26 protein-coding genes are annotated in these 26,967 nt (G+C 45.4%); 12 read left to right on the top strand and 14 right to left on the bottom strand.

Going from position 1 to position 26,967, the window contains the following annotated elements:
• Positions 1 to 45: 45 nt before the first annotated feature.
• From MUY27_RS07115 to MUY27_RS07080, 8 genes are all read right to left on the bottom strand, one after another.
• A complete protein-coding gene (locus MUY27_RS07115; RefSeq protein ID WP_245129298.1) occupies positions 46 to 705 on the bottom strand; it encodes a GDSL-type esterase/lipase family protein in 660 nt (219 codons plus the stop codon).
• Between the two features lie 3 nt (positions 706 to 708).
• Entirely contained in the window at positions 709 to 1,200 is a 492-nt protein-coding gene (locus MUY27_RS07110; protein ID WP_245129297.1) for a cytidine deaminase, read from the bottom strand.
• A gap of 223 nt (positions 1,201 to 1,423) precedes the next feature.
• Positions 1,424 to 3,313 (bottom strand): DNA topoisomerase IV subunit B, encoded by a 1,890-nt coding sequence (locus MUY27_RS07105; protein ID WP_245129296.1) that lies wholly within the window; start codon positions 3,311 to 3,313, stop codon positions 1,424 to 1,426.
• 90 nt (positions 3,314 to 3,403) lie between these two features.
• Positions 3,404 to 4,006 carry a hypothetical protein gene (locus tag MUY27_RS07100; protein ID WP_245129295.1) on the bottom strand — a complete coding sequence of 201 codons (603 nt, stop codon included), beginning with the start codon at positions 4,004 to 4,006 and terminating at the stop codon, positions 3,404 to 3,406.
• A gap of 267 nt (positions 4,007 to 4,273) precedes the next feature.
• Entirely contained in the window at positions 4,274 to 5,338 is a 1,065-nt protein-coding gene (locus tag MUY27_RS07095; RefSeq protein ID WP_245129294.1) for a hypothetical protein, read from the bottom strand.
• A 116-nt stretch (positions 5,339 to 5,454) separates the two neighbouring features.
• On the bottom strand, positions 5,455 to 6,339 hold the full coding sequence (locus tag MUY27_RS07090; RefSeq protein WP_245129293.1) for a class I SAM-dependent methyltransferase: 885 nt from the start codon (positions 6,337 to 6,339) through the stop codon (positions 5,455 to 5,457).
• Positions 6,340 to 6,456: 117 nt separating this feature from the next.
• Positions 6,457 to 7,209 (bottom strand): ABC transporter ATP-binding protein, encoded by a 753-nt coding sequence (locus MUY27_RS07085; RefSeq protein WP_245129292.1) that lies wholly within the window; start codon positions 7,207 to 7,209, stop codon positions 6,457 to 6,459.
• Positions 7,206 to 7,937 (bottom strand): MlaE family ABC transporter permease, encoded by a 732-nt coding sequence (locus MUY27_RS07080; RefSeq protein ID WP_245129291.1) that lies wholly within the window; start codon positions 7,935 to 7,937, stop codon positions 7,206 to 7,208. Before MUY27_RS07080 ends, MUY27_RS07085 begins: the two co-directional genes overlap by 4 nt.
• A gap of 82 nt (positions 7,938 to 8,019) precedes the next feature.
• Between MUY27_RS07080 and MUY27_RS07075 the strand changes: the two genes are divergently transcribed.
• The 4 genes from MUY27_RS07075 (at position 8,020) to MUY27_RS07060 (ending at position 10,964) form a co-directional block, all read left to right on the top strand.
• Positions 8,020 to 8,724, top strand: a complete 705-nt coding sequence (locus tag MUY27_RS07075) for an SDR family oxidoreductase (protein ID WP_245129290.1) — start codon at positions 8,020 to 8,022, stop codon at positions 8,722 to 8,724.
• A 30-nt stretch (positions 8,725 to 8,754) separates the two neighbouring features.
• The gene (locus tag MUY27_RS07070) at positions 8,755 to 9,297 is read left to right on the top strand and encodes a PspC domain-containing protein (protein WP_245129289.1); all 543 of its coding nucleotides are present in this window, start codon (positions 8,755 to 8,757) and stop codon (positions 9,295 to 9,297) included.
• On the top strand, positions 9,294 to 10,292 hold the full coding sequence (locus MUY27_RS07065; protein WP_245129288.1) for a LiaF transmembrane domain-containing protein: 999 nt from the start codon (positions 9,294 to 9,296) through the stop codon (positions 10,290 to 10,292). Before MUY27_RS07070 ends, MUY27_RS07065 begins: the two co-directional genes overlap by 4 nt.
• 63 nt (positions 10,293 to 10,355) lie before the next feature.
• Positions 10,356 to 10,964, top strand: coding sequence for an RDD family protein (locus MUY27_RS07060; protein ID WP_245129287.1), 609 nt, complete (start codon positions 10,356 to 10,358; stop codon positions 10,962 to 10,964).
• A gap of 54 nt (positions 10,965 to 11,018) precedes the next feature.
• Here the strand turns inward: MUY27_RS07060 and MUY27_RS07055 are convergent, their stop codons facing one another.
• A complete protein-coding gene (locus tag MUY27_RS07055) occupies positions 11,019 to 11,450 on the bottom strand; it encodes a hypothetical protein (RefSeq protein ID WP_245129286.1) in 432 nt (143 codons plus the stop codon).
• 141 nt (positions 11,451 to 11,591) lie between these two features.
• Here MUY27_RS07055 and MUY27_RS07050 point away from each other — a divergent pair, with 141 nt between their 5' ends.
• Positions 11,592 to 12,104 (top strand): YdeI/OmpD-associated family protein, encoded by a 513-nt coding sequence (locus MUY27_RS07050; protein ID WP_245129285.1) that lies wholly within the window; start codon positions 11,592 to 11,594, stop codon positions 12,102 to 12,104.
• 395 nt (positions 12,105 to 12,499) lie between these two features.
• The gene (locus tag MUY27_RS07045) at positions 12,500 to 13,372 is read left to right on the top strand and encodes an aldose 1-epimerase family protein (RefSeq protein WP_245129284.1); all 873 of its coding nucleotides are present in this window, start codon (positions 12,500 to 12,502) and stop codon (positions 13,370 to 13,372) included.
• 63 nt (positions 13,373 to 13,435) lie between these two features.
• Here MUY27_RS07045 and MUY27_RS07040 read toward each other — a convergent pair whose 3' ends face one another.
• Positions 13,436 to 15,070, bottom strand: coding sequence for a TldD/PmbA family protein (locus MUY27_RS07040; protein WP_245129283.1), 1,635 nt, complete (start codon positions 15,068 to 15,070; stop codon positions 13,436 to 13,438).
• 80 nt (positions 15,071 to 15,150) lie between these two features.
• Here MUY27_RS07040 and MUY27_RS20565 point away from each other — a divergent pair, with 80 nt between their 5' ends.
• Positions 15,151 to 15,273: a hypothetical protein gene (locus MUY27_RS20565; protein WP_262918284.1), complete on the top strand. Its 123-nt coding sequence runs from the start codon at positions 15,151 to 15,153 to the stop codon at positions 15,271 to 15,273.
• Positions 15,274 to 15,332: 59 nt separating this feature from the next.
• A complete protein-coding gene (locus MUY27_RS07035; RefSeq protein WP_245129282.1) occupies positions 15,333 to 15,860 on the top strand; it encodes a hypothetical protein in 528 nt (175 codons plus the stop codon).
• Here MUY27_RS07035 and MUY27_RS07030 read toward each other — a convergent pair.
• On the bottom strand, positions 15,819 to 16,502 hold the full coding sequence (locus MUY27_RS07030) for a peptidase associated/transthyretin-like domain-containing protein (protein WP_245129281.1): 684 nt from the start codon (positions 16,500 to 16,502) through the stop codon (positions 15,819 to 15,821). The two genes, MUY27_RS07035 and MUY27_RS07030, sit on opposite strands and share 42 nt — an antisense overlap.
• 343 nt (positions 16,503 to 16,845) lie before the next feature.
• Here MUY27_RS07030 and MUY27_RS07025 point away from each other — a divergent pair, with 343 nt between their 5' ends.
• The 3 genes from MUY27_RS07025 to MUY27_RS07015 all read left to right on the top strand — a co-directional run bounded on the left by MUY27_RS07025 (position 16,846) and on the right by MUY27_RS07015 (position 22,822).
• Positions 16,846 to 19,602, top strand: coding sequence for a DNA gyrase/topoisomerase IV subunit A (locus MUY27_RS07025; protein ID WP_262918283.1), 2,757 nt, complete (start codon positions 16,846 to 16,848; stop codon positions 19,600 to 19,602).
• Positions 19,603 to 19,834: 232 nt separating this feature from the next.
• A complete protein-coding gene (locus tag MUY27_RS07020) occupies positions 19,835 to 21,475 on the top strand; it encodes a TldD/PmbA family protein (RefSeq protein ID WP_245129280.1) in 1,641 nt (546 codons plus the stop codon).
• 6 nt (positions 21,476 to 21,481) lie between these two features.
• On the top strand, positions 21,482 to 22,822 hold the full coding sequence (locus MUY27_RS07015) for a TldD/PmbA family protein (protein ID WP_245129279.1): 1,341 nt from the start codon (positions 21,482 to 21,484) through the stop codon (positions 22,820 to 22,822).
• Positions 22,823 to 23,065: 243 nt separating this feature from the next.
• On the opposite strand, the gene MUY27_RS07010 is transcribed toward MUY27_RS07015, so the two are convergent.
• The 3 genes from MUY27_RS07010 to MUY27_RS07000 are packed head-to-tail and all read right to left on the bottom strand — an operon-like array spanning position 23,066 to position 25,364.
• On the bottom strand, positions 23,066 to 24,079 hold the full coding sequence (locus MUY27_RS07010; protein ID WP_245129278.1) for an MBL fold metallo-hydrolase: 1,014 nt from the start codon (positions 24,077 to 24,079) through the stop codon (positions 23,066 to 23,068).
• Positions 24,080 to 24,083: 4 nt separating this feature from the next.
• Positions 24,084 to 24,932, bottom strand: coding sequence for an alpha/beta hydrolase (locus tag MUY27_RS07005; protein WP_245129277.1), 849 nt, complete (start codon positions 24,930 to 24,932; stop codon positions 24,084 to 24,086).
• A gap of 45 nt (positions 24,933 to 24,977) precedes the next feature.
• The gene (locus tag MUY27_RS07000; RefSeq protein WP_245129276.1) at positions 24,978 to 25,364 is read right to left on the bottom strand and encodes a DoxX family protein; all 387 of its coding nucleotides are present in this window, start codon (positions 25,362 to 25,364) and stop codon (positions 24,978 to 24,980) included.
• 244 nt (positions 25,365 to 25,608) lie between these two features.
• Between MUY27_RS07000 and hemA the strand changes: the two genes are divergently transcribed.
• Positions 25,609 to 26,835: a glutamyl-tRNA reductase gene (gene hemA, locus MUY27_RS06995; RefSeq protein ID WP_245129275.1), complete on the top strand. Its 1,227-nt coding sequence runs from the start codon at positions 25,609 to 25,611 to the stop codon at positions 26,833 to 26,835.
• Positions 26,836 to 26,967: the final 132 nt, after the last annotated feature.

The following is a 26,967-nucleotide window of genomic DNA, read 5'->3' as shown; positions in this document are numbered from 1 at the left end:
GTTTAGTTAGTTTAATTAGGGAGAAGGCCGCTACAGCGGCCTTTTTTATTGCACGTACTTTTTGATGGCCTTTTGCCAGCGGTCGTAACCCTGGCTGTTCAGGTGCAGGTAGTCTCTTTTAAAAAGTGAAGAATCTGGTTCTGATGTATCTTTTTTATACAGCACCGTATTCACATCGATATACTTTACACCGGAATGGTGATTGATAAATTCATCGACCAGGCTGTTAGCTATTTTCACCTCGTTGTAATGCTCAGTCCTTGATGGGCTTTGCTTTATGGACAGCCAGTATGTTTTGCTGCCCGGTAATTTTTGCTGAATTAAATTATACAGGGTTACAAAATCCTCATAAACCTGTTGGCCTGTTCTTCCTGCAGCGATATCATTCTCACCTGCGTAGATAAAAATCCGGTCGGGTTGGTAGGGGAATAAAATGTAGTTGAGGTAATAGCTAACCCAATCGTGCAGGGTTGAACCGCCCACACCACGTTTTAAAACCTTTTTACCTTCAAAGCGCTGTTCCAGATCGCCCCACAAACGTATGGATGAACTGCCAATAAACAGGTTGCTGCCGGGTTTTGGAAAATGCAGGCTGTCTGCCGTTTTAAAAGCGCGGATCTCATCTGCAAAAGGGAAGCCCGTTTGCGCATGTGAAATTTTAGCCGTAAAAAACAGCAAGGCAATCAGGAATAGTTTAGTTTTCATAGATTAGGATTGTGCCAGTCTTTCTTCGAAAAACAAAAATGGTAAAAAACTTTCGCTCCCTTGCACTACCCATACCGGCGAGCCATCGCAAAATAGAATGATCCTGATTTTCTGATCTTGCTTTTTCTCGTACTCTGCAATTACCTGCAGGCAGGAACCGCAAGGGGTAATAGGGCGTTTAAGTTTAAAATCGTCTGTATGGGCGGTGATGGCAATGGTATCGATAGGGTCATTGGGATAATTTGCCCCCCAGTGGAACAGCGCCACCCGCTCGGCGCAAAGGCCTGAAGGGTAAGCTACGTTTTCCTGGTTGCTGCCATAGATCACCCTCCCGCTTTCCAGGCGCAGCGCCGCACCGACACTAAATTTAGAATAGGGCGAATGCGAATTTTTAAGTGCAGCTATCGCTTCCAAACAGAGTTCCTGATCGGACGGGGTTAACCCAGCCAGCGACTCGTATTCTTCGAAGTTTATCTTTATTTCATGCTTGGTCATTATTGTTAACCCGCTGTTAAAACGGGGGCGAACAATATAGGGAATAGGTTTGGTAATAACAAACAAAGCTAATTATCCCCAGAGAAGACTGAATGATTATTATTAAGAACGCTAATTAATTCAAGTGCGGGGAAAGTTGCGATACCTTCCCATCGGGAAGGAGGAGGAAGGGGTAGATTTAGTACCCCTCCCTGACCCTCCCGTTGGGGAGGGAATCTGAAATTTATGCTACTTCTTTAATTTCGGCATCATCCAGTACAACCGGGTTTACCGTTTCATCGTCTTTTTCTACGCGCAGGTTTTGCACAATGTGCTGCTGGCGGGTAGGCGTGTTCTTGCCCATAAAGTATTCTAATAAGCCCTTGATGTTGGCGTCTTTCAGGATAACCGGGTCAAGGCGGATATCTTTACCGATGAACAAGCCAAACTCTTCAGGCGAAATTTCGCCCAGCCCTTTGAATCGGGTGATCTCTGGCTTGTTACCTAATTTAGCAATGGCATTTCGGCGTTCTTCGTCACTGTAGCAATAGATGGTTTCTTTTTTATTACGCACGCGGAACAACGGTGTTTGCAGAATGTAAACGTGGCCTGCTTTTACCAAATCCGGGAAAAACTGCAGGAAGAAGGTCATCATCAGCAGGCGGATATGCATGCCGTCCACATCGGCATCGGTAGCAATCACAATATTGTTGTAACGCAACCCGTCTAAGCCGTCTTCAATATTCAGGGCATGCTGCAGCAGGTTAAATTCTTCGTTCTCGTAAACTACTTTTTTTGTAAGGCCGAAGCAATTCAGTGGTTTACCCTTCAGGCTGAATACCGCCTGGGTCATCACATCTCGCGATTTGGTAATGGAGCCACTGGCCGAGTCACCCTCGGTGATGAACAGTGTGGTGTCCTGACGACGCTCATGCGTATCGTCTAAATGTAACTTACAATCGCGCAGCTTACGGTTATGCAACGAAGCTTTCTTAGCACGTTCGTTCGCCAGTTTTTTAATGCCGGCAATGTCTTTACGCTCCCGTTCCGATTGAAGGATGCGGGCTTTTATGGCATCAGCGGTAGCCGGATTCTTGTGCAGATAATCATCCAGATCTTTCTTAACAAAGTCGTTAATAAAGGCGCGGACAGAAGGCCCCTCCGGACCAACATTCTGCGAACCTAATTTGGTTTTGGTTTGCGATTCGAATACGGGCTCCTGTACTTTAATGGCAATAGCACCGATGATAGAGGCGCGGATGTCAGAAGCATCGAAATCTTTGTCGTAAAACTCGCGCAGGGTTTTTACGACCGCTTCGCGGAAAGCAGCCTGGTGTGTACCGCCCTGGGTGGTGTGCTGGCCGTTCACGAAGGAATAATATTCCTCGCCGTATTGCTGGCCGTGCGTCATGGCGATCTCGATATCATTCCCTTTCAGGTGAATGATCGGGTAGCGCATGGTTTCGGTGTCGGCGTGGCGCATCAGCAGGTCGTGAAGCCCTTTCTCTGAAAAATATTTCTGCCCGTTGAAATTGATGGTCAAACCAGAGTTCAGGTAAACATAATTCCAGATCATGTTCTCCACAAACTCGGGGATGAAACGGTAATGGCGGAAAATGCTATCGTCAGGCATAAAGTTGATAGCCGTTCCATTGCGTTGGGTGGTTTCCTTCTCGGCCTCTTCGCGAACAAGTTCGCCTTTGGCAAATTCTGCAATTTTGGTGCGGCCGTCGCGGTAGGATTGTACCGTGAATGCTGTAGACAAGGCGTTTACCGCTTTGGTACCCACACCATTTAAACCTACTGACTTCTGGAAGGCTTTGCTGTCATACTTACCACCGGTATTGATCTTTGACACACAATCAATCACCTTTCCCAGCGGAATGCCGCGGCCATAATCGCGCACGGCTACTTTATGGTCGTTCAGGTTTACTTCGATCGTCCGGCCGGCGCCCATCACAAACTCATCGATCGAGTTATCGATGATCTCTTTCAGCAATACGTAAATACCATCGTCATAAGCGGAGCCATCGCCAAGCTTACCAATATACATACCCGGACGCAGACGGATGTGCTCTTTCCAGTCAAGCGACCGTATACTGTCTTCGCTGTAATTTATATCGTTTTCTGCCATGAATTTTTATGAAGTAAAAGCTAAAGCTAATTAGTTTAGCAAAGATAGTGAATAGCGCGAACTTACGCCCTTCCATCAAAAATAAGAAATTTACTGTTTAAACCGGATACAGTTGCGGGCTTTGTCAATGTATTTAAAAAAGTCGGGGCCTTTATCGTTTGTCAGGCAAACTGCCAGTATGGTACCATTATGGTCTTTCTGAAACGTGATGATCAGCGCGTATTTGTAGTGCTTTGTCAGGGGCGAATCATTCAGGTTCAGCAGGTATGATTTGCCAGCATCGGCATTATACTGGTTTAAAATACGATCGTCCAGGTTACGCATAAAGTAACTGTTGTCGCCGCTCAGGATGGAAACCTGTGTTTTGCCAAGCGTTTCGTAAACAGAATCGGGGTTGTTGTAGTATTTGCTGATCTGTTTGTAGGGCTTTACCGCGAACCAAATCTCAAACTCCTGGCCGGGCATGGTAATGCCATAATCGAAATTCATTTCTTCATTATCAACCGGGGCTGATTCTTTAAAACCTTCGGGCAAGGTGAAAGCAGCGTTTGCATCTGCTAAAAGCTGGTTGAAAATTCTGGCTTGCCTGGAGTTGAATTGTGCGTATTTAACTTGTGCCTGCGCAATAGCCGTAAACAGCAGCAAACACACTACTGCCAATAACTTGTTTAATTTGCCAGACATAGTTTTCATTAGAGGAGATACAAAGGTAATATCTCAGATTAACATCAGGTGAATATCGCGTAATATTTACATAATTATTAAATCAAAATTTAAAAATTAAACCATAATTAAAAATATCATAAAAAGTTACGCCATTTATTATAAAGTTTAACTCTTAAGGTATGAAGAAGCTGTTTAGTAAAATGTAAATGAGCTGGTAATCCGTTTAAAACCAATTGCATAGAAACAAAAAAAGATGCTTTGGTGAAGCATCTTTTTAATCTTTAAGAATTAACCTTACTGGTATTGAATGTAAATAGGGTAAGGTTTGTATTTTAATACCTCTTCCGGCGTTAGCATGTGGTGAGGCGCTTTTTTAATGTCGTTTTTGTAGAATAGTTTATAACCGGTAAACTGTACAGGCTCATTATGAATAAAGTAACGATAGGTGCCTTGTTTCAGGTCTGGTTCGCCCCAGCCATCCATATCCATTACTACTTGTACTTCCGGGCGCAGTTTGATGTTCTGGTAGTTGGTCACCATTTTTTTAGTGAAACGGTGTACGATCAGGATCTTCGGCGGTAAGTGATTCTTACGAACCAGATCTGCCAGGAAACCAGAGACATAATTGACATCTGCAGCATCATAAGTGCCGATCTTTCTGCCAGGTTTGCTGCCATCTTTCATAGAGAATTCAGGGTCCATACCGAAATGTACATTAGGCAGGGCAAGGTATTTTTCCAGCAAAGGCAGCTCTGCATGGATATTGCTTAACGCTACCTGCACGTCAAGGAATACAATCGCGTGCGCCTTTTTAGCAAGGCTAAGTACCGAGTCTATTTGTTTAAAAGGCATACGGTAACGGTATTTGCCGTCTTTACCACCATCGCCCTGCGCAACTACCGCAATATAATGAAGGGCGGGTTGAACGGGTGTAGTAGGATCGGCTTTCTCCCAGTTTTTTACTTCCTGCTTCAGTTTAGCCAGCATTTGTGGCGGAGGCAGTTCGCCCAGGATACCCATTTTTTTTGAATACAGGTTGCCATAAAAAGCAACTACACGTTTAAACGGTAATATGGCGCCATCAAGCGGGTAAGGTGCATTTTTTACAGGCCATTTGCCAGAAGTATCACCATGCGCCAGTTTTACCATCAGCGAGTCATACAGCTTTTTATCCAGCGGTGGATAATGTTCCTTCACTACAGACAGCGTATCCGTATCTTTTACGGCAGTAGTGGTAGTGGTTTTGCTGGTTGAGGTGGTAGTCGTGGTGGCAGATTTACTACCGTTGCTGCAGTTGGTAAAGGTTAAAATAGCAGCAGATACTCCTAATCCCAGAAGGGAAAAACGTTTCAAATTCATTTAGTTAATCGGTATATATTTCAGTAGGTAATCGTCTCGTTAATAGCGGTCCAATATGGGTAAAATAATTGGATTGCGCGGATGCTTTTTATCAAGAGCGATCACCACAATTACAATTATTTACTTTTAAAGAATTTTCCATAAACTCCCAGTGGAAGTTTTACACCTGAGGTTGCTTGCAGGTAAAGTTCGCCTGTTTCCAGGTTTTGCACGGCCGGGAAGGCGCCGGTTATGAGGTTTTCTACAATAACGGATGAAAAGCCGAGCGAGTAGGTATTCAGGATCAGGAAGTGCTCTTCCGGATCGAGTAGTTGTACCACGTCCTGCATCATCTCCCGGATATGATCTTCCAGTTTCCACTTTTCGCCGTTCGGCCCGTGGCCGTAAGCAGGAGGGTCAAGGATGATACCGTTATATTTTTTGCCGCGTTTCAGTTCGCGTTTCACAAATTTTAACGCGTCTTCCACCACCCAACGAATGTTGCTTAACCCCGAAATTTCCTGGTTTTCATTAGCCCAGGTCACTACCTGCTTTATAGAATCCACGTGCGTAGTGTCTGCACCGGCCGCACGGGCAATCAGCGAAGCACCGCCTGTATAGGCAAACAGGTTGAGTACTTTTGGTTCGGGTGTTTTGAAGCTTTTAACTTTTTCGGCGATGTAGTCCCAGTTTACAGCCTGCTCGGGGAAGATACCCACATGTTTAAATGAAGTTAAGCCTAAACGGAATTTTATGGCAACCTGCGGATTGCTGTAAGTGATCTGCCAGCGGTCTGCAGCTTTAGGGTCTTTTTTCACCCAATCGCCTGCGGTAGCAGAACGGCCTTTAAAACGGATATGGTGCAGCCGTTTCCATTCGCTGTCGGGCAGTTTTTTTGCCCAAACGGCCTGCGGCTCGGGCCGGATCAGGATCAGTGAACCAAAACGTTCCAGCTTTTCAAAGTCGCCGCAATCAATCAGCTCGTAATCTTTCCAGTGGTCCGGCTTAAGTAGTTGAATCATTGTTTTAAGTATCAAGTAGCAGGTATCAAGTAGTGAGACCCGGATCACAAAGATAGTTATAACTTACAAGTGACCTAATGAACTTTAACTGTATACTAAACTCTACCCGCACCTTGGCTATAGTTTCTCTCGCGCAGCCTGTGTAAACTTACTGGCGAATACGAAATCGTTCAGTTCTTTATTTTCTGTATGGGCAATCTCTTTATTAGAACCTTCCCACCATTTTTTACCCTGGTAAAGGAAAATAATGTGATCACCGATACCCATTACCGAGTTCATATCATGCGTTACGATAATCGTGGTGGTGTTATATTCCTGGGTGATTTCGTTGATCAGGTCGTCAATCACCAAAGAGGTCTGCGGGTCGAGGCCCGAGTTCGGCTCATCTACGAAAAGATATTTCGGCTCCATAGATATTGCACGTGCAATACCTACCCGCTTTTTCATCCCGCCGGAGAGTTCAGCAGGGAAAAGCTTGTTCTTGCCTTCCAGGTTCACCCGTTTCAGGCAAAAGTTGGCGCGATCCAGCTTTTCGCTTTTAGACATATCGGTAAACAGATTTAACGGGAAGATGATATTTTGCTCAACCGTCATGGAGTCAAAAAGCGCAGAGTTTTGGAACAACATGCCAATGTGTTTGCGAACAGGCACACGTTGCTCGAAGTTCATGTCGGTAAAGTTCTCGCCATCGAAGAACACCTGCCCTTTGGTAGGTTCGTGCAGGCCGACGATACATTTCAGCAAGGTTGTTTTTCCTGAACCCGAACCGCCGATGATCAGGTTATTCTTACCGGGTTTAAATTCGGCGCTGATGCCTTTCAGCACTTCGTTTTCGCCAAAAGTTTTATAGATATCCTTGATCTCGATCATAACATTACACGTGATATTATTAGGTCGGCAAACAAGATCATGATACAACTGTAAACTACACCTTTGGTTGCAGACTGGCCAACTTCTAATGCACCGCCAGATGTATAAAAGCCCTGGTAGGCACAGATAGAAGTGATAATAAATCCGAAGAAGATAGATTTAACAATAGTAACCTGTATAATCAGCGGGTTGAAACCGTCTGTTAAACCGCGGATATAATCTGCGGTAGAAACATCGCCGGACGCGGCGCAGGCAATATAACCGCCGATCAGGCCCAGGCCGATAGAGATGATATTCAACAGCGGGATCATCGTCAGCCCCGAAATTACTTTCGGTGCGATCAGGTACCCCGGTGCATTTACACCCATAATTTCGAGGGCATCAATCTGCTCGGTTACGCGCATGGTGCCAATTTCCGATGCAATGCTTGATCCTACGCGGCCGGCCAGCACCAGCGCAGAAATGGTAGGGCTGAACTCCAGGATGGTTGAATCCCTGGTGATACCGCCCACAATACTTTTAGGGATAAAATCGCTTACCAACTGGAATGCAGTTTGGATGGTAGCCACCGCCCCTATAAATACCGAGATGATGCTGATAATGCCTAACGAGCCAATGCCGATAGATACCATTTCGCGCATCACTTCGTCCCAGTAAACCTTAAAATTTTCTGGTCGCTTAAAGCTGAGGCGTATAAGTAATAAGTATCGGCCGAAGTGGTAGAACATGCTGATCGATTAATATTCGTTCCAAAAATACATTTTTTAAGCAGAGGCTTTATAGCTTGTTACAATTGCGCTACTTTTAAACATGAAAAACGCATTAATTACCGGTGCCACCAAAGGTATTGGCCGTGCTATAGCTATCGCTTTGGCTAAAGAAGGATTAAACCTTGCAATTTGTTCACGAAATATAAAAGATTTGACGGAAACCCAACAGCATTTGCAGCAGTTAAACCCTGATATAAAGGTGATAGCGGTTGAAGCGGACGTCACAAAAAAGCCAGACCTGCTCAAGTTTGCCCAAACAGCCGTGCATGAACTGGGCGAAATTACTGTACTGGTAAATAACGTAGGCACCTTTGTGCCGACATCCATACTGGATGATGAGGAAGAAACTTTCGATTTTCAGATGAATACCAACGTGCGCCCGATGTATGAACTTTACCGGTTTTTCGGTAAACGGCTTCAAAATATCGGTGAAGGCCACGTGTTCAATATTTGCTCGGTAGCTGCCCTTAATCCCTCGGTGAATGCCGGTACTTATAGCGTAACAAAGGCTGCAACACTATGTCTTAGTAATATAATGAGACTGGAAATGCAGCAATATGGTGTTAAAGTTACTTCGGTTATTCCGGGGTCTACCTTCACCTCATCCTGGGAGGGCACGCAGTTAGATAAAAACTTGTTTGTGCAGCCAGAAGACATTGCCGCCGCCGTGCTAACCATTTATCAAATGAGTGCCGGCGCCAATGTAGATGAGATCATCGTTAAGCCATTGTCTGGTCAGTTATAAAAATATAAATCACACTAAAAACAAACTGAAATGGAAAAGAAACTTTATCGCGACGAACAACGGAAAACTATTGCCGGGGTTTGCGCTGGACTGGCAGATTACTTTAATGTAGATGTATCTTTAGTAAGGCTGATATTTGTATTGACCCTTATTTTTAAAGGCGGCGGCGGCATGATCTATATCGTGCTTTGGATAGTGCTTCCTAAGAAACCGTTCACTTTTGTGCCTCCGGTTGATTACACTGTTCCTCCGGGCGGGGCGGCACAACCGCAACAGCCCTTCTACCAGGCCCCGATAGCACCTGCACCTAAAGGCCCGTCTACAGCGGCTATTATCGGTGGTGTGGTATTGATCCTGCTGGGTGCGGGTTTACTGATAGATCAATTAGATATTATTCCCGACTGGCACTTTGATCTATGGTGGCCCGGAATCCTGGTACTGGTAGGCGTATTTATGATCTTCTCTGGTGGTAAAAATAAAAAGGTTGAATGGAAACAGGCAACTCCAACACCCGAGGCTGAGCCAAAAAAAGACACTACTTCTGATAACGACCCTAATGTTGAGCAATTATGAAAAAAGATAGATTAGGCCCCGGCATTATCCTGGTATTGATAGGCGTGGCCATACTTTTAGTAAACCTGGGATACCTTGAATTCCATTGGAGCAACTTCCTGCACTTATGGCCTGTATTCCTGATCATTGGCGGTGTAAACCTGCTATTGGCTAACAACCGCACCGTGGCAGCACGGATTGTAAAAACCGGCGTATTAGCCGCTGGATTATTTGTACTGTTCTTTGCAGATTTTGGTGATCGCTTTAGCTTCCTGCCGCATATCTATTTTAACCATCGCGGTAACGGCGACGAAGATTTCAGCTTCGACGATGATGACAGCGATACCGTTAAAAATGGCAATGTAGTCAAGATAGATGGTAATAACTTTTACCACACGCCTTACACCGCGGTAACCAAATTTGCTAAATTGAACATCAGCGGCGGCGGAATGCAGTACCGGTTAAGCGATACCACTAACGAATTATTTTCTGCCGATATTAAAGAATACTATGGGCACCATGTGATGAAGGTTGAAACGCATGATTCTTCAAGCGTGATCGATTTTAGGATGAAAGGCGACGCCCGTGGACACTTCAGGTGGAGCAGCGACGACAAGAAAACAAACAAAGCCGAGATTAAGCTGAACCTGGCACCGATCTGGAACATTAACGTAAACGCAGGTGCAACAGACCTTGATTTCGACTTAAGTAAATACAAGGTGAGTAATTTTGCGATCAATGGCGGCGCTGCTTCCTTTAAAGTAAAACTTGGCCAGCCGGTTGAGGGCAACACCGAGGTAACTGTAAAATCTGGCGTATCTGATATTACCGTGAATGTACCTAAAGATGCCGCCTGCAGCATTAACAGCAGCACCGGTTTATCTGACAATAACTTCAGCGGGTTCACCAAGACTGAAAGCGGCCGCTATGAAACTCCGGGTTTCTCGGCTGCGAGCAAAAAGATCATTATCCGCATCAGCGGGGGCTTGTCTGATTTTAAAGTGAACCGCTACTAATCATATTTCACCATCTTCTTCAACCGCTTTGTATATTGCAAGGCGGTTTTTTTAGTTATAGTCATGTCTCAATTATATTATTTAGTAGTTAAGGGAAAGCCAGAGGGACCTTTCACCGTCACTCAGCTGAAGCAGAAGGGATTGAAAGCCGCAGACTTTGTGAAGACGAAGGAAATGGTGGATTACAAAGAGGCGCATGAGGTGCCCGAGCTACGCCAGATCCTCGGGTTTAAAAAACCTGCCGTTATTCCGCAGTATTTCGGAAGTTTTGATCAGCGGCTGCTGGCAGCGGTGATAGACTGGTTAACGGTGTCCGGTGCGTGTATCGTCCCGGTGTTCCTGATTGTATTATTAAGTCCGCGCAGTTTAATGAGTATGGTGCTTACGGTAAGCCTTTTAGTTTTGGTGCCGTTACTGAACCTGGTTTATCATGTAGTGTTTGAAGCCGGGCAGAAGCAGGGTACCTTTGGTAAACAGGTGCTGAAGATAAAGGTGACCAACGAACAAGGCGCCCCGATCTCCGTTGCACATGCGTTAGGGCGTAACCTGTCTAAGATTTTTTCTGTAGCCACCTTTGGGATAGGTTACTTGTTTAATTTTTTCAATAAGCGACAGCAATGTTTACATGATATGATTGCCGGTACGCTGGTAGTAAAAGATCGTCTGATCTGAATAAATGCAAAAAGCCGCTTTAGCGGCCTTTTGTGTTCTTAGGTCTGTCAGTTCTTATTTAAAGGTGCTGTACACATCGGTAATTTTCCAGATGCTGCCCATATTGCTCACGGTAACATAATTGCTCCGGGTGAAATCTTTATATTTCATATCAACCCTTGCCAGCAAAAAGTCGGCATTACTGTTGACAACAGTAGTTCTGATAGTACAGGCCTGGCTATACCCGGCAGTAGTTTTAAAGAAATTCATGGTTTGCTCTTTATCGAAGCTAAGGATCTCTTTACCGCGTAGCAGACTAAATTTGGCAGACTTATCAATCGCAAAATCAAGGTCTTTCAGGTTACCGTGGCTTACCGCTTCAACATAAGTCTTTAATGCAAAATAAGGTGTTGCCGCTTTTGCGTTTCTACTGTCGTCTTTTGCATGTGAAACAACTGCGGTAATTAAAAGGCAGATAGCCAGTGTAAGAGTTTTTAAGGTTTTCATAATATTGGTATGTTTAATTGTTCAACTTAATTCTATCTAAGAGACCAAAGTATTTTGCCTGCGTTGCACGTAGCGAAAGAAATTATAGCCCTATTTTAATTTTTATGATTTGCAGCTTATCGTGTTAATTTTATTGCCATTATGATAACATTCGAGGCCGTTTTGCATCAGTTTGCCGACCAGGGCGAGAAAACCGGGTGGACCTACATCGAAATCCCGGCACATGTAGCGGCCGAATTGAAGCCGGGGAACAAGAAATCTTTCCGGGTGAAGGGGATGTTGGATCATTTTCAGATCTCCGGCGTAGCCATGATCCCAATGGGTGAAGGGAATTTTATCATTGCCGTGAATGCAGAGATGCGCAAGGGAATCCGCAAAAGCAAAGGGGCGATGGTTAACGTTGTTTTAGAAGTACACGACGATTTCGTGATCGAAGTACCCAAAGATCTGCAAATGTGCCTGGATGAAGAACCGGAAGGGCTCGAGTTTTTTAATTCGCTTCCCAAAGGCCACCGCGATTATTTTATCAAATGGATTAACAGCGCAAAGACAGAAGCAACACGTACCAACAGGGTTGTTAATACCGTTAATGCTATGGTAAACCGCATGGGTTACCCGGAAATGATCAGGGCGTTAAAAGCGAAGAAGGGGTAAATTTGAATAATAGGATAAAGTGTTTTGGCCGAATTTATAAATTAAGCTGTCATTCTGAACGAAGTGAAGAATCTTCTTCGCTTTTTTAATCAGTTCGGAAGTTTTCCGAAATTAGTTCGGGGCAGATCTGTACATAGCTCGTTTACAGATTCTTCACTTCGTTCAGGATGACACTGTTTCTGTAGAGACACGACACCTCGTGTCTCTTTAATACTGTGAACGACACACCACAGCTCCTTAAATAATGGTAACTCGGCAGGGAGTCTAGCGACTGCCAAATATCCAGAAACAGGTTCAGGATGACTTATTAAAAGCCATCAGCACCAGAAAAAAGGGAACTAGCCATTGATTGAATTGTTGAGATCATTACCTTAGCGTAAAACAATCTGCTACATATGACTTTTCTGGAAAACGAGTATTTGAGAGTTGGCATCCGCTTGCAAGGCGCAGAGTTAACTTCTGTGTATAATAAAGCCGCGGGAATTGAACATTTGTGGCAGGCTGATCCAAAAGTTTGGGGATGGCATGCACCTAACCTTTTCCCGGTAGTGGGCGGACTTATTAATAACCAGCTGATGGTTAACGGGCAGGCCTACCCGATGCAACGACACGGCTTTGCACGGCCGACTGAATTCAGGCTGGCAGAGGCTACTAAAAGCCACGCCGTATTCTCTTTGCAGTATTCCGAAAAAACATTAACTGCTTACCCATACAAGTTTAATTTCCAGGTTTTGTATGACCTGATTGAAAACTCGTTAAGAGTAACTTATAAAGTGATCAACCTGGATTCAAAACCAATTTATTTTTCGGTGGGCGGGCACCCTGCTTTTAACGTACCATTTTTTAGCGGCGAGCAATACCAGGATTATTACTTAGAGTTTGAAACTGCCGAACAGCTAATTACCCACCAGCTTTCCCAAGAAGGTTTCTTTAACGGACAAACACTACCCATTAAAACAGAAGGCAACAAATTACCACTTCATCACGATCTTTTCGCTGCCGACGCTTTGGTGTTTAAAAACCTGAAAAGCCGTGCTGTAAGTATCAAAACAGCAAAACATGAGCAATGGCTGACGGTCGAGTTCCCGCATTACAGTTATTTAGGTATCTGGGCAAAACCCGGTGCTGATTTTGTATGTGTCGAGCCGTGGTTGGGTTGTGCAGATAGCGTGGGCGAACCGAAAGACATTACCGAAAAAGAAGCCATACAAAGGTTAGAATACGGGCACGTGTTCGAAGCGCCTTACTTTATTACCATTGGTGCTTAATCTTATTTCAAAGGTCCGAAGCATTTGACTTTGGACCTTTCTTGTTTTATCTCCAGATCTTTCTTAAATCTTTCTTGCAGTATTAATGATGTTCACCTTATCAAATTTAGTGGTGGCGCATCCGTGCGATACCGCGCTTACCTGTTGAGGTTGCCCTTTACCGTCAAAGAAGGAACCGCCCAGGCGATAATCACGTTCATCGCAAATAGCAGAGCACGAGTTCCAAAACTCCTGCGTATTAGCCTGATAGGCTGCACCACTCACCATACCGGCAATCTGCCCGTTACGGATCTCGTAGCACAACTGGCTGCTGAACTGGAAGTTATAACGCTGTTGATCGATAGAGTAAGAATTTCGGCCAAACATATACAAACCCTTCTCCGTATTTTTAATCATCTCGGCAGGTGTCAGTTTATTCTTGCCCGGTTGCAAGCTCACGTTTGGCATCCGCTGGAACTGAACCGAACTCCAGTCGTCAGCATAGCAGCAACCCTGCGAAGCATTCAGTCCCAGGATATGGGCCTGGTCGCGGATGGTCTGGTAGTTCACTAAAGTACCGTCTTTAATGATGTCCCACTTGCCACATTTCACGCCCTCGTCGTCATAACCTACCGTACCTAAGGCGCCCGGTTGGGTTTTATCGCCCACAAAGTTCACAATCTTACTACCGAAATTAAAGTTACCTGACTTCCATTTATCCAGCGTGAGGAAGCTGGTGCCGGCAAAGTTGGCTTCGTAGCCCAGCACACGGTCCAGCTCTGTCGGGTGCCCAACAGATTCGTGGATCGTAAGGAACAGGTTCGTCGGGTCGAGGATCAGGTCATACTTACCCGGTTCTACCGGTTTTGCTTTAAGCTTCTCGTCAAGTTGTGCAGTAGCTATCCGTGCGTCTTCTACCATGTTATAACGGGTAGTGAACAGCGAGAAGATACCGTTTAACACGGTGGAACTATCCGGCATTAAATACTCGTACCCCATGCCCATTGGTGCAGCAAGCGAGTTACGGGTTTCAAATCTGCCGGTTGTTTTATCTGTTTTAGTGATCGTAAAATTAGGCCAGATGCGGTGAATGTCCTGATCAATATAGGAGCCTTCCGTAGACGCAAAATACTTCTGCTCATTAATCATAAATAACGAGTTATTGATGAAGCTGGCGCCTGCCTTCATGGCCGCGTTATTCGCCTCTAACAGCAAGGCTACTTTATCTTTTACTGGCACTTCAAAAGCATTTGTCACAATCGGTGTTTTCCAGCTCACCTCGCCGTATCCCTTTTGCGGTGCCAGTTGTACAGGTTCTGTTAACAGCTTGGCATTGTCCTTTGCAATACGAACTGCTAAATCAGCAGCGCGGGCAATGCTATCGTTATCCATGCGGTCTGTCGCGGCAAAGCCCCAGCAGCCGTTGGCCAAAACACGGATCCCCATACCATAAGATTCGGTATTCGCAATGTTCTGCACGCGGTCTTCGCGGGTGATTACTGACTGGTTAAGGTAGCGCCCGATACGAACATCGGCATAAGAAGCGCCTTTAGATTTTGCCGTATTCAACGCCACATCTGCCATTTGCTTTTTCTTAGCAGTCTCTGACGGCGCCAGCGCATCTTCGATATGTACTGGCGAACCTATAACCGGTATATTGGACAACATGGCTGCGCCAACGCCCATGCCGCTCAGGTAAAGAAAATCTTTTCTTTTCAAAGTGTTTCAAATTTAGCTGGTACAAGATAATAATTTAGTTTATTGGTGTATTATCGGTTACTGCCCAATAGTACTTAGTCATGATTTTTTTACGTAGTACGCACCTGGCTAATAAGAAAGCAAAAGCATTAATAGCCACGACAATTATAGCTGGCCGGCAAAAGCCGGTTCGCCACATTCGCCACTTTACCGGCCCGCCATAGGTTTTCCAACTTTTAAGTCAGGATTTATTGATGGGTATTGGCAGAAAATCTTATTTTCGATGGTGAATCGTATCGTCCCTTTTCTTACGCTTGTCTTTCAGATCATTGCAGCAACACTCACGCTTTTTTGCGTCTGGAGCCTTTTTTGTCTTGTTGATTACAACGGCGGTATTGACGGTTGGGTAACTTTGGTGGTCTGGCAATTTGTTTATGGCTCGGTAATTATAGCGGTACTGATTTTAACGGGTTTGATTTTAGGATTGCCGATAAGGTTAATCGTGCCGGTTAACCGGTGGTGGAAGCTAAATCAGAAATTCTGCTATTGGGGAATATTTGCAGGAATAATTTTAGATACAATTGCGTTGATAAAATACGCGTCCGAAACTCCTTTATTTGCGCTCGATCAATCTAATTATAATCACCGCCCAATCTCCACTGCTTTTTTTTCTTTTACCTGCGCAGCATTATTTATAACTGCATTTTTCATATTAAACTTTTACCCGGGCAGGTTCATCAAGGGAATGATGAGTAGATTTAAAAATATATCAATTAAAAATCGAAGTTTTGATTCTTTGCTCGGGCGATAGTTGCATAAAGGCCTTGTAGCAGTTGTTAAGATAGCTGCTTAAATTAAATTCGGGGCTTTTGTAAGTTTTAATATCTGGTGAGTACCTGATGATGAACGCTTTCAATTCCGTCCCCTTCAACGGCACATATTTACTGATATTTTCTTCGCTGAATACCCTGCTGATCTCGGTACTGATCACATCGTTCGCCATCATCTCCTGTTCACGTTTTCGCTTCCTTTCTTCTGAATTGTTGAAAAAACGAAGATTAACGCCGCCTTTATAGCCACCTGTTTTGGGGTCGATCTGGTACTGAAAAGTCTGGCCGTGATAGTCTCTATCAAATACAGGGGCGGTAGCCGTTTTGTTCACCTGTTCTGATGCCTTTACTTTCACCTCGTTAAGCATATGCCCTACCGGCGCCATGAAAAATTCGGTGGTCTTGAGATCCGTAATGATGACGGTGTCCCGCTGGTAATTAAACCCTGAGAGCACCAGCATATCATTCAACTTAACCCCCATTTCAAAATACCCGTCTTTATTGGTAACCACGGAAGCCGCCGTCCGCGTGTTGACTACTTTAATTCCGGCCAGCGATGTATGCGTTTTGTCTTCAAACACACGGCCGCGCAATTGTTGCCCGACAGCTAAGAAAGAAGACATAACAAATAGTAAGGTCAGGATGAAGCGCATCAGGCTAATATAAAACAAGGTTTCATATCCTGTTAGTTAAAAGATGTTAAAGATAGCCTCACTTGGATAGCAATAACAGTTCCCTTTCCTGTCATCCCGAGAGCAACGAGGGATCTTCTTCTCGTTGCATGTAAAAAAGCCTTTTCACTAGCGCATTTATAATGCGTGCTTAAACAGCCGGATGATTAAATCGTCCGAAGCAGCACGCTGTTCTCCATACCAATCAATATCCTTTTACCAACATTATTAGCATCCGTATGGCTAATATGGCGTGTTGTACGTATATTTACACCTTTATATTACTTGCCAAAGCATGAGTGAAGAACTTACTCCGGAATTCCCCGCTTCCGGCGAACAAGATACCAATATGCATAACACCATCTCGCTGGATGGTTTGTACGAAAACTGGTTCCTGGATTACGCTTCATACGTAATTCTGGACCGTGCCGTACCGCATATTAACGACGGTTTAAAACCCGTACAACGCCGTATCCTGCACTCGTTAAAAGAGATGGACGACGGCCGCTTTAACAAAGCAGCAAACGTTATCGGTAACACCATGAAGTATCACCCCCATGGCGACGCTTCTATCGGTGATGCCATGGTGCAGATCGGCCAGAAAAACCTGCTGATCGATTGCCAGGGCAACTGGGGCGACCCGGTAACCGGCGACTCTGCCGCGGCCCCGCGTTATATCGAAGCCCGACTTTCCAAGTTTGCCAATGAGGTTGTCTTCAACCCAGATACCACGGTTTGGCAGGCCAGTTATGATGGCCGTAACAAAGAGCCCATCACCCTGCCCGTAAAGTTCCCTTTACTGCTGGCCCAGGGTGCAGATGGTATCGCCGTTGGTTTGGCAACTAAAATTCTGCCCCATAATTTCATCGAGCTGATTGATGCCTCTATCGAAGTGCTTCGTGGCAACCGGCCAAACCTGGTACCCGATTTCCCTACCGGCGGTATGGCAGATTGCTCTGCCTATAACGAAGGACAGCGCGGGGGTAAAGTTCGAGTGCGCGCTAAAATTGTGGAGCGCGATAAAAAAACGCTCGCTATTACAGAGATCCCTTTCACCACTACAACAGGTGGATTGATTGACAGTGTGATCTCTGCAAATGATAAGGGCAAGATCAAGATTAAAAAGATAGAGGATAACACCGCGCAAAACGTAGAGATTGTGGTGCATCTGGCGCCGGGTATTTCTCCGGACGTAACCATCGATGCGCTTTACGCCTTTACCGACTGTGAAATTTCTATCTCGCCGAATACTTGCGTCATCAAACAGGATAAGCCGCACTTTATGAGTGTGAACGATATCCTGACCGAAAGTACGCTGTTCACCCAAAGCCTGTTAAAGCAGGAACTGGAGATCAGGCTGAAGGAGTTGCAGGAGAAAATATTCTTCAGTTCCTTACTGAAAATATTTATCCAGGAAGGCATGTATAAAAATCCTGAATATGAAAATTCAGGAAACTTTGATACGGTAGTCGAGGTGTTGAATAAACTTTTCGAACCATTCTTCCCGCAGTTTTATCGTGCCATTTTGCCCGAAGATTATAAAAGGCTGATTGATAAACCCATGAGCAGTATCACCCGCTTCGACGTAAAAAAAGCGGATGAGCAGATGAAGGCGTTGGAGCAGGAGATCAAAGAGGTTAAGCACCATCTGAGACACCTGACAGACTATGCCATCGCCTGGTTCGAGCGCCTCAAAGAGAAATATGGCAAGGGCCGCGAGCGTAAAACCGAGCTGCGCACCTTTGATAAAGTGGAAGCTACGCAGGTAGCCCTGGCCAACGTGAAACTATATGTGAACCGCGAAGATGGCTTCATCGGTACAACCCTGAAGAAAGACGAGTTTATTTGCGACTGTTCTGATATTGACGAGATTATCGTGTTCCGCGAAGACGGCCGCTGCATGATCACCAAAGTGCAGGATAAAGTCTTCGTCGGTAAAGGCATTATCCATGCCGCAGTATTTAAAAAGAACGACGAGCGTACCATCTATAATATGATCTATAAAGATGGTCAGAGTGGCGTTTCTTACATTAAGCGTTTTGCCGTGGTGGGCGTTACGCGCGATAAGGAATACGATTTAACTAAAGGCAGCAAGGGTACGAAAGTGCTTTACTTCAGCGCTAATCCTAATGGCGAAGCCGAGGTTGTAAACATCCAATTGAAGCCGCATTCAAAACTGAAGAAACTACAGTTTGATGAAGACTTTGCGCAGATCGCTATTAAAGGTCGTGGCAGTATGGGGAACATCGTCACGAAGTATCCGGTTAAGAAGATCCTTCTAAAAAGCAAGGGCGTGTCCACGCTCTCCGGACGGAAGATCTGGTATGATGATGTGCTTCGCCGCCTGAATGCCGACGGTCGCGGTACGCTCCTGGGCGAATTTGATGGCGAAGACCGTATCCTTACCGTTATGAGCAGCGGGATTTATGAGCTGACCAGCTTCGACCTGAATAACCACTTCGATGACAAAATGATCCTGATCGAGAAGTATGATCCGGAGAAAGTTTATGCAGTGGTACATTACGATGGTAAGTCGAAAAACTACCTGGTGAAACGTTTTGTGTTCGAGAACACGGCAATTGGAAGGCAAACCAGCATTATCAGTGAAGAAGCGGGTTCAAAGCTGGTATTGATATCCGGCGCGGCGCAGCCTATTGTAAAAGTAGAGCAGTTGAAAGGCAAAACGCTGGTGCCGGAATTGGTTGAATTAAACCTTACCGACCTGATTGATATAAAAGGCATGAAGGCCATGGGTAACCGTTTATCGGCGCACACCATCCAAACCATCGAGCTGGTAGCAGAACATGATGATGCAGAAGATGTGCCAGACCCGGCGCCGGATTCGGTAGAAGTAACCGAGCCGACAGTAACGGCAGTTGAAGCTAAGCCGGAAGGCGATTCACCGCCGGAAGAAGCGCTGGTAACAGAAAGTAATCCCTCGCCTTTAGCTCCCCCGGCTGAGGAAAAGAAACCGGTAAAGGATATCAGCCTTGAGATTACCAATCCCGATGATATTGAAATGGATGATAAAGGGCAGTTAGGCCTGTTCTGATTTTCATAAATTCTTGACAACCGGCCTCGCGCCGGTTTTTTTATTTCCGGGTGAAAGGGGGAAATCCTTAAATCCCATTCATTTCGCGTAGACAGCTTTTAATTCTTCCCGAAGAATTTTTAGTAATACTATAATTCTGTTGTTTTTTGCCCGGGCAAATATTATATTTAGCTCAGCTGTTGCTAACTGACATCGTTTAAGGTACAGTATTCACTAAAACAACTCTCTCATTTTGAAAAGGAAAGATTTTCTTTATCTCACCGGCATGGGCTTCGGAGGAGCCATGCTCAGCAGGATTCCTGTTATCGGTGCGCCAATTTCGGCAGAGGCTGCGCTTCACGGAGGTATAGATGTAGCGGTTAAAAAACGCATGGCCGATATTGCACTTAATGCGGCCCGTTCTAAGGGCGCCAGTTATACAGATGTGCGTATAGGCCGTTATTTAAGGCAGTTCGTGGTAACCCGCGAAAACAAAGTTCAGAACGTGGTTAACACCGAATCTTACGGTATGGGTATCCGCGTACTGGCCAACGGTTGCTGGGGCTTCGCCGCTACCGATAAAATGGATAACGACAGCATTGCGCGTGCAGCCTACGAAGCGGTGGCCATTGCCAAAGAAAACGCACGTATACAATCAGAACCTGTTCAGTTAGCGCCACAAAAGGGTTACGGCGAAGTAAGCTGGAAAACCCCAATTGAAAAGAACGGCTTTGAAGTGCCGATTAAAGATAAGGTAGACCTGCTGTTGAAAGTGAACGACACCGCTATGAAAGCCGGTGCCAACTACATTACCTCAGTAATCTTCCTGGTAAACGAACAGAAGTATTTTGCTTCTACCGATGGTTCCTATATTGATCAGGACGTACACCGCATCTGGCCTACTTTTTTTGCTACCAAAATAGATCCTGCTACCGGCAAGTTCGAAACAAGGAATGCCTTGAGCGCACCGCGTGGCATGGGATACGAATACGTGATCCCGCGTGACAGCGACAAGATAAAAGGTATGCCAACCATGTTATACCGCGACCGTTATGATATGATCGAAGATGCGGGCCTGGCCGGTGCGCAGGGTGGTGAAAAGCTGAAAGCAAAATCTGTAGAGCCAGGAAAGTATGACCTGATCCTGGACCCGAGCAACCTGTGGTTAACCATCCACGAATCTGTTGGTCACCCTTCAGAACTGGACCGCGTATTGGGCTACGAGGCTAACTTTGCAGGTACCAGCTTCCTTACGCTGGATAAATGGAAATCTGGCAAGTTTAACTTCGGCAGCAAACATGTAAATATTGTTGCTGATAAATTGCAGCCGGGTTCGCTTGGAGCTGTCGGTTACGACGACGAAGGCGTAAAATGCGGCAAATGGGATATTATTAAAGATGGCATTTTGGTGAATTACCAAACCATCCGTGATCAGGCACATATCATCGGGCTAAATGCTTCACAGGGCTGTTGCTTTGCAGACAGCTGGAGCGACGTGCAATTCCAGCGCATGCCAAACATCAGTCTGCAGGCCGGTAAAACACCGCTTACACCGCAGGAAATGATCAAGAACGTAGAAAAAGGCATTTACATCATCGGCGATAGCTCATTCTCTATTGATCAGCAGCGTTATAACTTCCAGTTCAGCGGTCAACTGTACTACGAAGTTCGCAACGGCAAAATTGTCGGTATGCTGAACGATGTGGCTTACCAGTCGAACACCCAGGAGTTTTGGAACTCGTGCTCGGCGATCTGCGATCAGCGCGATTACCGTCTCGGCGGCTCATTCTTTGATGGAAAGGGTCAGCCAGAGCAGGTGAGCGCCGTATCACACGGTTCTGCCACTACCCGTTTTAATGGAGTTAATATTATCAACACAGCAAGAAAAATCTAAATCGTTATGGCAATATTTAGTCAGGAAGAAGCACAGGCGCTGATGAAAAAAGCCCTGAGTTTTTCTAAGGCCGATGAATGCGAAATAAATTTCAACGGTTCAGTAGGCGGTAATATCCGCTATGCCCGCAATTCAGTTTCTACCAGCGGTTCGGTAAGCCAAACCAGCATGGTTATTTCGTCTGCCTTTGGTAAGAAATTAGGCGTTGTTACGCTCAATGAATATGATGATAAATCAATAGAATCTGCCGTACGCCGTTCGGAAGAGCTGGCGCAACTGGCACCGGAGAACCCGGAATATATGCCGATGCTCGGTCCGCAGAACTTTGCAGCGCCAAGCCCCAGGCTGTACGACCAGAAAACCGGCGACATGACACCCAAACAGCGCACAGATATGGTTGCGCAAAGTTTGCAGGTAGCAAAAGACGGTAAACTTACCGCTGCAGGCTTTTTGCAAAATCAGGGTGCGTTCTCGGCAATGATGAACTCGAAAGGGTTGTTTGCCTACAACAAATCGTCAGACATTAACTTCTCTATCACCATGCGCACTACGGATGGTGCCGGTTCTGGTTACGCCAGCCGCGATTTTGAAGATTTTAATGATATGGATACCTTGAAGCTAAGCCAGATTGCCGGTAAAAAGGCGTCAGGTTCGGCAGGTGCCAAAGCATTAGAGCCTGGCAAATATACCGTGATACTGGAACCGGCTGCAGGCGTGGTATTACTCGAAAATCTCTACGGTGGTTTGGATGCGCGCAGTGCAGACGAAGGCCGTAGCTTTTTAAGTAAAAAAGGCGGCGGTACTAAGTTGGGTGAGAAATTGCTGGATGAGAGGGTGAACATTTATTCAGACCCGCAGGATCCGCGAATGCCTACCAGCACATGGAGCGGCGAGGGGCTTCCGCAGGAGAAGATCAGTTGGATTGAAAAAGGAGTAATTAAAAATCTTTTCTATTCGCGTTATTGGGCGCAGAAAAAAGGGGTAAAGCCTGTCCCTGGTCCAAGCGGTGTGATTATGGAAGGTGGCGATGCATCGCTCGAAGATCTGATCAAAAGTACAGAGAAGGGGATCCTGGTTACCCGTTTATGGTATATCCGCCCTGTGGATCCGCAAACGCTGTTGTATACAGGCCTTACCCGCGATGGCACTTTCTACATTGAAAACGGCCAGATCAAGTTCCCGGTGAAAAACTTCCGTTTTAACGAGAGCCCGGTCATAATGCTGAATAACCTGGAAGCTTTGGGCAAACCCGAGCGTACAGTAAGCGGTGAATCTTTCCAAAGTGCGTTAATCCCGCCAATGAAAATCCGCGACTTTACTTTCAGCTCGCTTTCAGACGCAGTGTAGTCAGAAACAAGAATCAAGAGACAAGACAAGGGCCCCGCAAGGGGCCTTTTCGTTTTATAGGGTTGTCTTCGAACATATTCTACTGTTTCTGTAGAGGCACGACACCTCGTGTCTCTTTAATACTGTGAACGACACACCACAGTTACTTGAATAATCGTCACTCGGCAACAGCCGAGCAACTGCTGTTAGAGAAAAATTTGTAATGCGCGGTAAAAAGATAGATTTATTTAAATAGTAATTGAATTATTTTGTCTCACTCATAAACTTTCGCCACCATCCCGAATTAAAAGCCGCTCCGTCAACCTCTGTAGGCGCGCCCGGTTCCGGAACAAAAAGGGTAAGGTTTTGTCGCTCAGCAAGAGGGAGTAGTTTTTCAATAGGTTCGTACCATGCGTGGGGTGCCAGGTTAAACGTTCCCCAGTGTATCGGCATCATTACTTTGCCTTTTAAGGCCTTATGTGCATTAACCGCGCTTAAAGGGCCCATGTGAATATCAGGCCAGTATTTTCCGTAAGCGCCAATTTCCAGCATGGTTAAATCAAACGGGCCGTAGGCATTACCGATTTCTTCAAAGCCGTTGAACCAGCCGGAATCTGCCCCGTAGTAAATATTATGTTTCGGCCCGCGGATGGCAAAGGCAGCCCAAAGGGTCTCGTTCCGGTGTGTAATTCCCCTGCCAGAAAAATGCCTTGTTGGGCAGGACGTAAGTTGCACATCGCCTATGCTGGCTTTATCGCCCCAATCCATCTCACTAATGCGGCTTTTGGCTATTCCCCATTTTTCGAGATAAAAACCTACCCCGAGCGAGCAGAAGAAAGGCGTTTGTTTATCCGCAAAGAAACGGATGGTTGCGGTATCTAAATGGTCATAATGGTCATGCGAAATCAGCACCGCATCTAATTCGGGCAGTTCAGCTAATGGGAGCGGAGCAGGGAAAAACCTTTTCGGCCCGATCATTTGCGTAAAAGATGCCCTCGCGCTCCATACCGGGTCTGTAAGGATACGCTTACCGTCAATTTCGATCAATATCCCGGAATGGCCCATCCAGGTAATTCTCAAACCCGAAGCCGGTGTATTCTGGTAAACTTTAGGATCTGTTCTGAAAGGGCCCAGTTGCTTTTTAGGCGTATTCTCCGCTTTGTTGGTGATCGATTCGATCAGGATCGGGAACAGCTTTCCCATGGCCTCGTCCGTTGGGACGGTATTCAGATATTTAGCTCGTTCTTTTCGGGAGCCATTCAAGCCATTATAACTCATTGCCTCAAATATGGACAGAAAGATTGTCCTTTAAAAATCTGAGTCCTTTTTTACAAAGGTCCAACAATTGTAAAGGTAGTTCCATGCCGGGGTAGGGGTGCACAGCGCCAAAGGTGTGCCCGGTATTGGGCATAATTATTAACTCGGCATTGGGCTGCATGCGCTTTAGGTCCTGCGCGTTACTTATGGGTACAGTTTGGTCGGCAGTGCCATGTATAATTAACCAGGGTTGGTTAACAGATGCGGCTTTAGCCAGGATGTTCAAACGCGCCGAATTTTTATCCAGATCGTCCAGCAGGGTGCTTTTTAACGGCAGTTGATTGCCGGTGCGGCTATCAGTCATATAAATAAAGCCGCGGGTGTGCCAGTCTTTTTCCGCTTCTTTGGGCCATAAATTTCTGAATGAAGATACTGAAGCCATGGTGATCAGGCCTGAAATGCGCGCATCTTCTGCAGCGGTAATAATGCTGATACCACCACCGAGACTATGCCCTAACAGGATGATTTGTGAAGGGGTTTGGATTGCCGCCCCGCTTTTTACAAAGCTGATCACTTGTTGGAGATCTTCGAGTTCTATGGTTGGTGTGTTTTCGCCAAACGCAATCAGGTCTGTTATTTCCGTTGGTTGGTTTTCTGTAACCCCGTTGTGCGAGAAATTAAACTTCAGGAACCGGTAGCCATTCTCGGCAAAGAAACGAGCTACAAGCGCGTGGGTACCCCAATCTTTAAAGCCTTTGAAACCATGGACGAAAATAATCAGCGGTGCACCGGGCCTCTCCTCATGGTAGGTAATATCGGCCGCCATCAACCTGCCGTTAGCGCCTGTAATAGAAAAAGATTCGTTCTTGATCATATTATCAGAAGTTAACGCTTGGTTGAAATTAATGTTGCGAAAAAGTTAATCGCTGCTTTTTGTAGCCCACCAGGCCCACAGGATCAAAACCGGCTGAAATAACAGTCTTACCCAGGCAATGAGTGGCGTTACCACAAATGAGGCCAGTTTTATTGGTGCTTCCAACAGCATTTGGATATGTACCGGCAAAAAGGCGACCAGCATCAGCATAATTAAAATTCCGCCAAGCCGTCTGGTAGAACGGAATAATAACATTACGGCAAAAATAATTTCTGCTGCCCCGGCAACCTCGTTGGCAATTGGCCGTAATGGTATATAACGGGGAATGATCTGGAGATATGCGTCCGGGTGTATAAAGTGATTAAGCCCAGCCAGCAGGTAAAAAATAAACATAAAACATAGGCTGAAGAGTTTTAAACGGGTGATTTTCATGGTTAATCGGCAGTTATTCAAAAAGTGATCTTAGTCACTTCTAAAAATGACACTTATGCTAACGAAATCTTTTTTCCGATTTGCATATTTGCAGCAGTTTAAAAACAAGGTAGCTATAAACTACAGGTTTTAGACAAAGAATATAACGTTATTTAAAGCCGTTCTAAATTACTTGGTTTGACAAAGTATTGACATACGAAGCAAGTTGAGAACGTAATTTTGTTGGGTTAAATAAAAAACAGTCTTGAAGTATCTTAAGGTCATCGCATTTACGCACAAACAGATTGAATTGAAGGAGCTGGGAAAGCTGGTGATTTGCCAGGAGAATCTGACCGATAAACTTCAATATGTAAAGCAGCAGTTTGATATCCCCGAGATATTTTACCTGGCCACCTGTAACAGGGTAGCGTTTGTAATGGCCACACCGCAAGCTGTCGACCGCGATTTTATCCGTAAGTTTTTCCACGCATTGAACATGGGCTTATGCCCTGGCTATACCGAAGTTTTTCTGAATGCCGCTTCTGTTTATGAAGATCAGGATGCTTTAAACCACTTACTGCGCACCTCTTGTTCGCTGGAAAGCCTGGTGGTGGGCGAGAAAGAAATTTTAGCCCAGGTGCGTAAAGCTTACGAATGCTGCCGTGCGGCAGGCCTCACCGGCGACTATCTGCGTATGGTGATGAACTGCGTTGTAAAGGCTGCCAAAGAGGTGTATACCCATACCAATATCTCTAAAAACCCCATTTCGGTAGTTTCGCTGGCTTACCGTAAGCTTAAAGAACTGAAACAATACATCAATGCCCGTGTGCTGATTATTGGTGCAGGCGAAACCAACCGTAATATTTCTAAATACCTTCAGAAACACAAGTACAGCAATTTTGCAGTATTTAACCGTACGTTATCAAAAGCGCAGGAATTAGCCGCCGACCTGAAAGGCGAAGCGTATGACCTGGAAGCGCTGAAAACCTATAAAAAGGGTTTTGATATTATCATCACCTGTACCTCTTCTGTAGAGCCATTGATCACGCCTGAAGTTTACGCTTCATTGCTGAATGGTGAAACAGACAAGAAGACCATTGTTGATTTAGCGATCCCTAATGATACAGACCCTGCTGTGCTGGCGCTATACCCTGTAAACTTTATCGAGGTACATTCGCTGAACGAGATTGCCAAGAAAAACCTTCAGGAACGCTATCATGAACTGGCCGATGCAGAAAAGATCATCGAGCAGAACATTGCAGAGTTTATCCCGCAACTGAAACAGCGCCGCATAGAAGTGGCCATGCGCCAGGTGCCGGAGAAGATCAAAGAGATCCGCCAGACTGCCCTTAATTCTGTTTTTGCAGACGAAGTGCAGAACCTTGATCCGCATTCTCGCGATATCCTGGAGAAGGTGATCAGCTACATGGAAAAGAAGTATATCAGCGTTCCTATGGTGATGGCCAAGGAGATCATGATCAACAATAACTAAAATTTCATGCGCCCGCTTTATAGCTACTTTTCGGCATCCGGATGTTTGGGAAATTGTATTGGTCAGTAAATCTTCACAATACAATAAAAATTGGCGGTACATGGGTTTAAAAATTAAATTTGTACTGAAAAT

The sequence above is a fragment of the Mucilaginibacter straminoryzae genome, from assembly GCF_022953055.1.
Taxonomy (GTDB): Bacteria; Bacteroidota; Bacteroidia; order Sphingobacteriales; family Sphingobacteriaceae; genus Mucilaginibacter; species Mucilaginibacter straminoryzae.
Note: the sequence above shows the minus strand (reverse complement) of the source record. Positions and strands in the feature narration are given on the sequence as shown.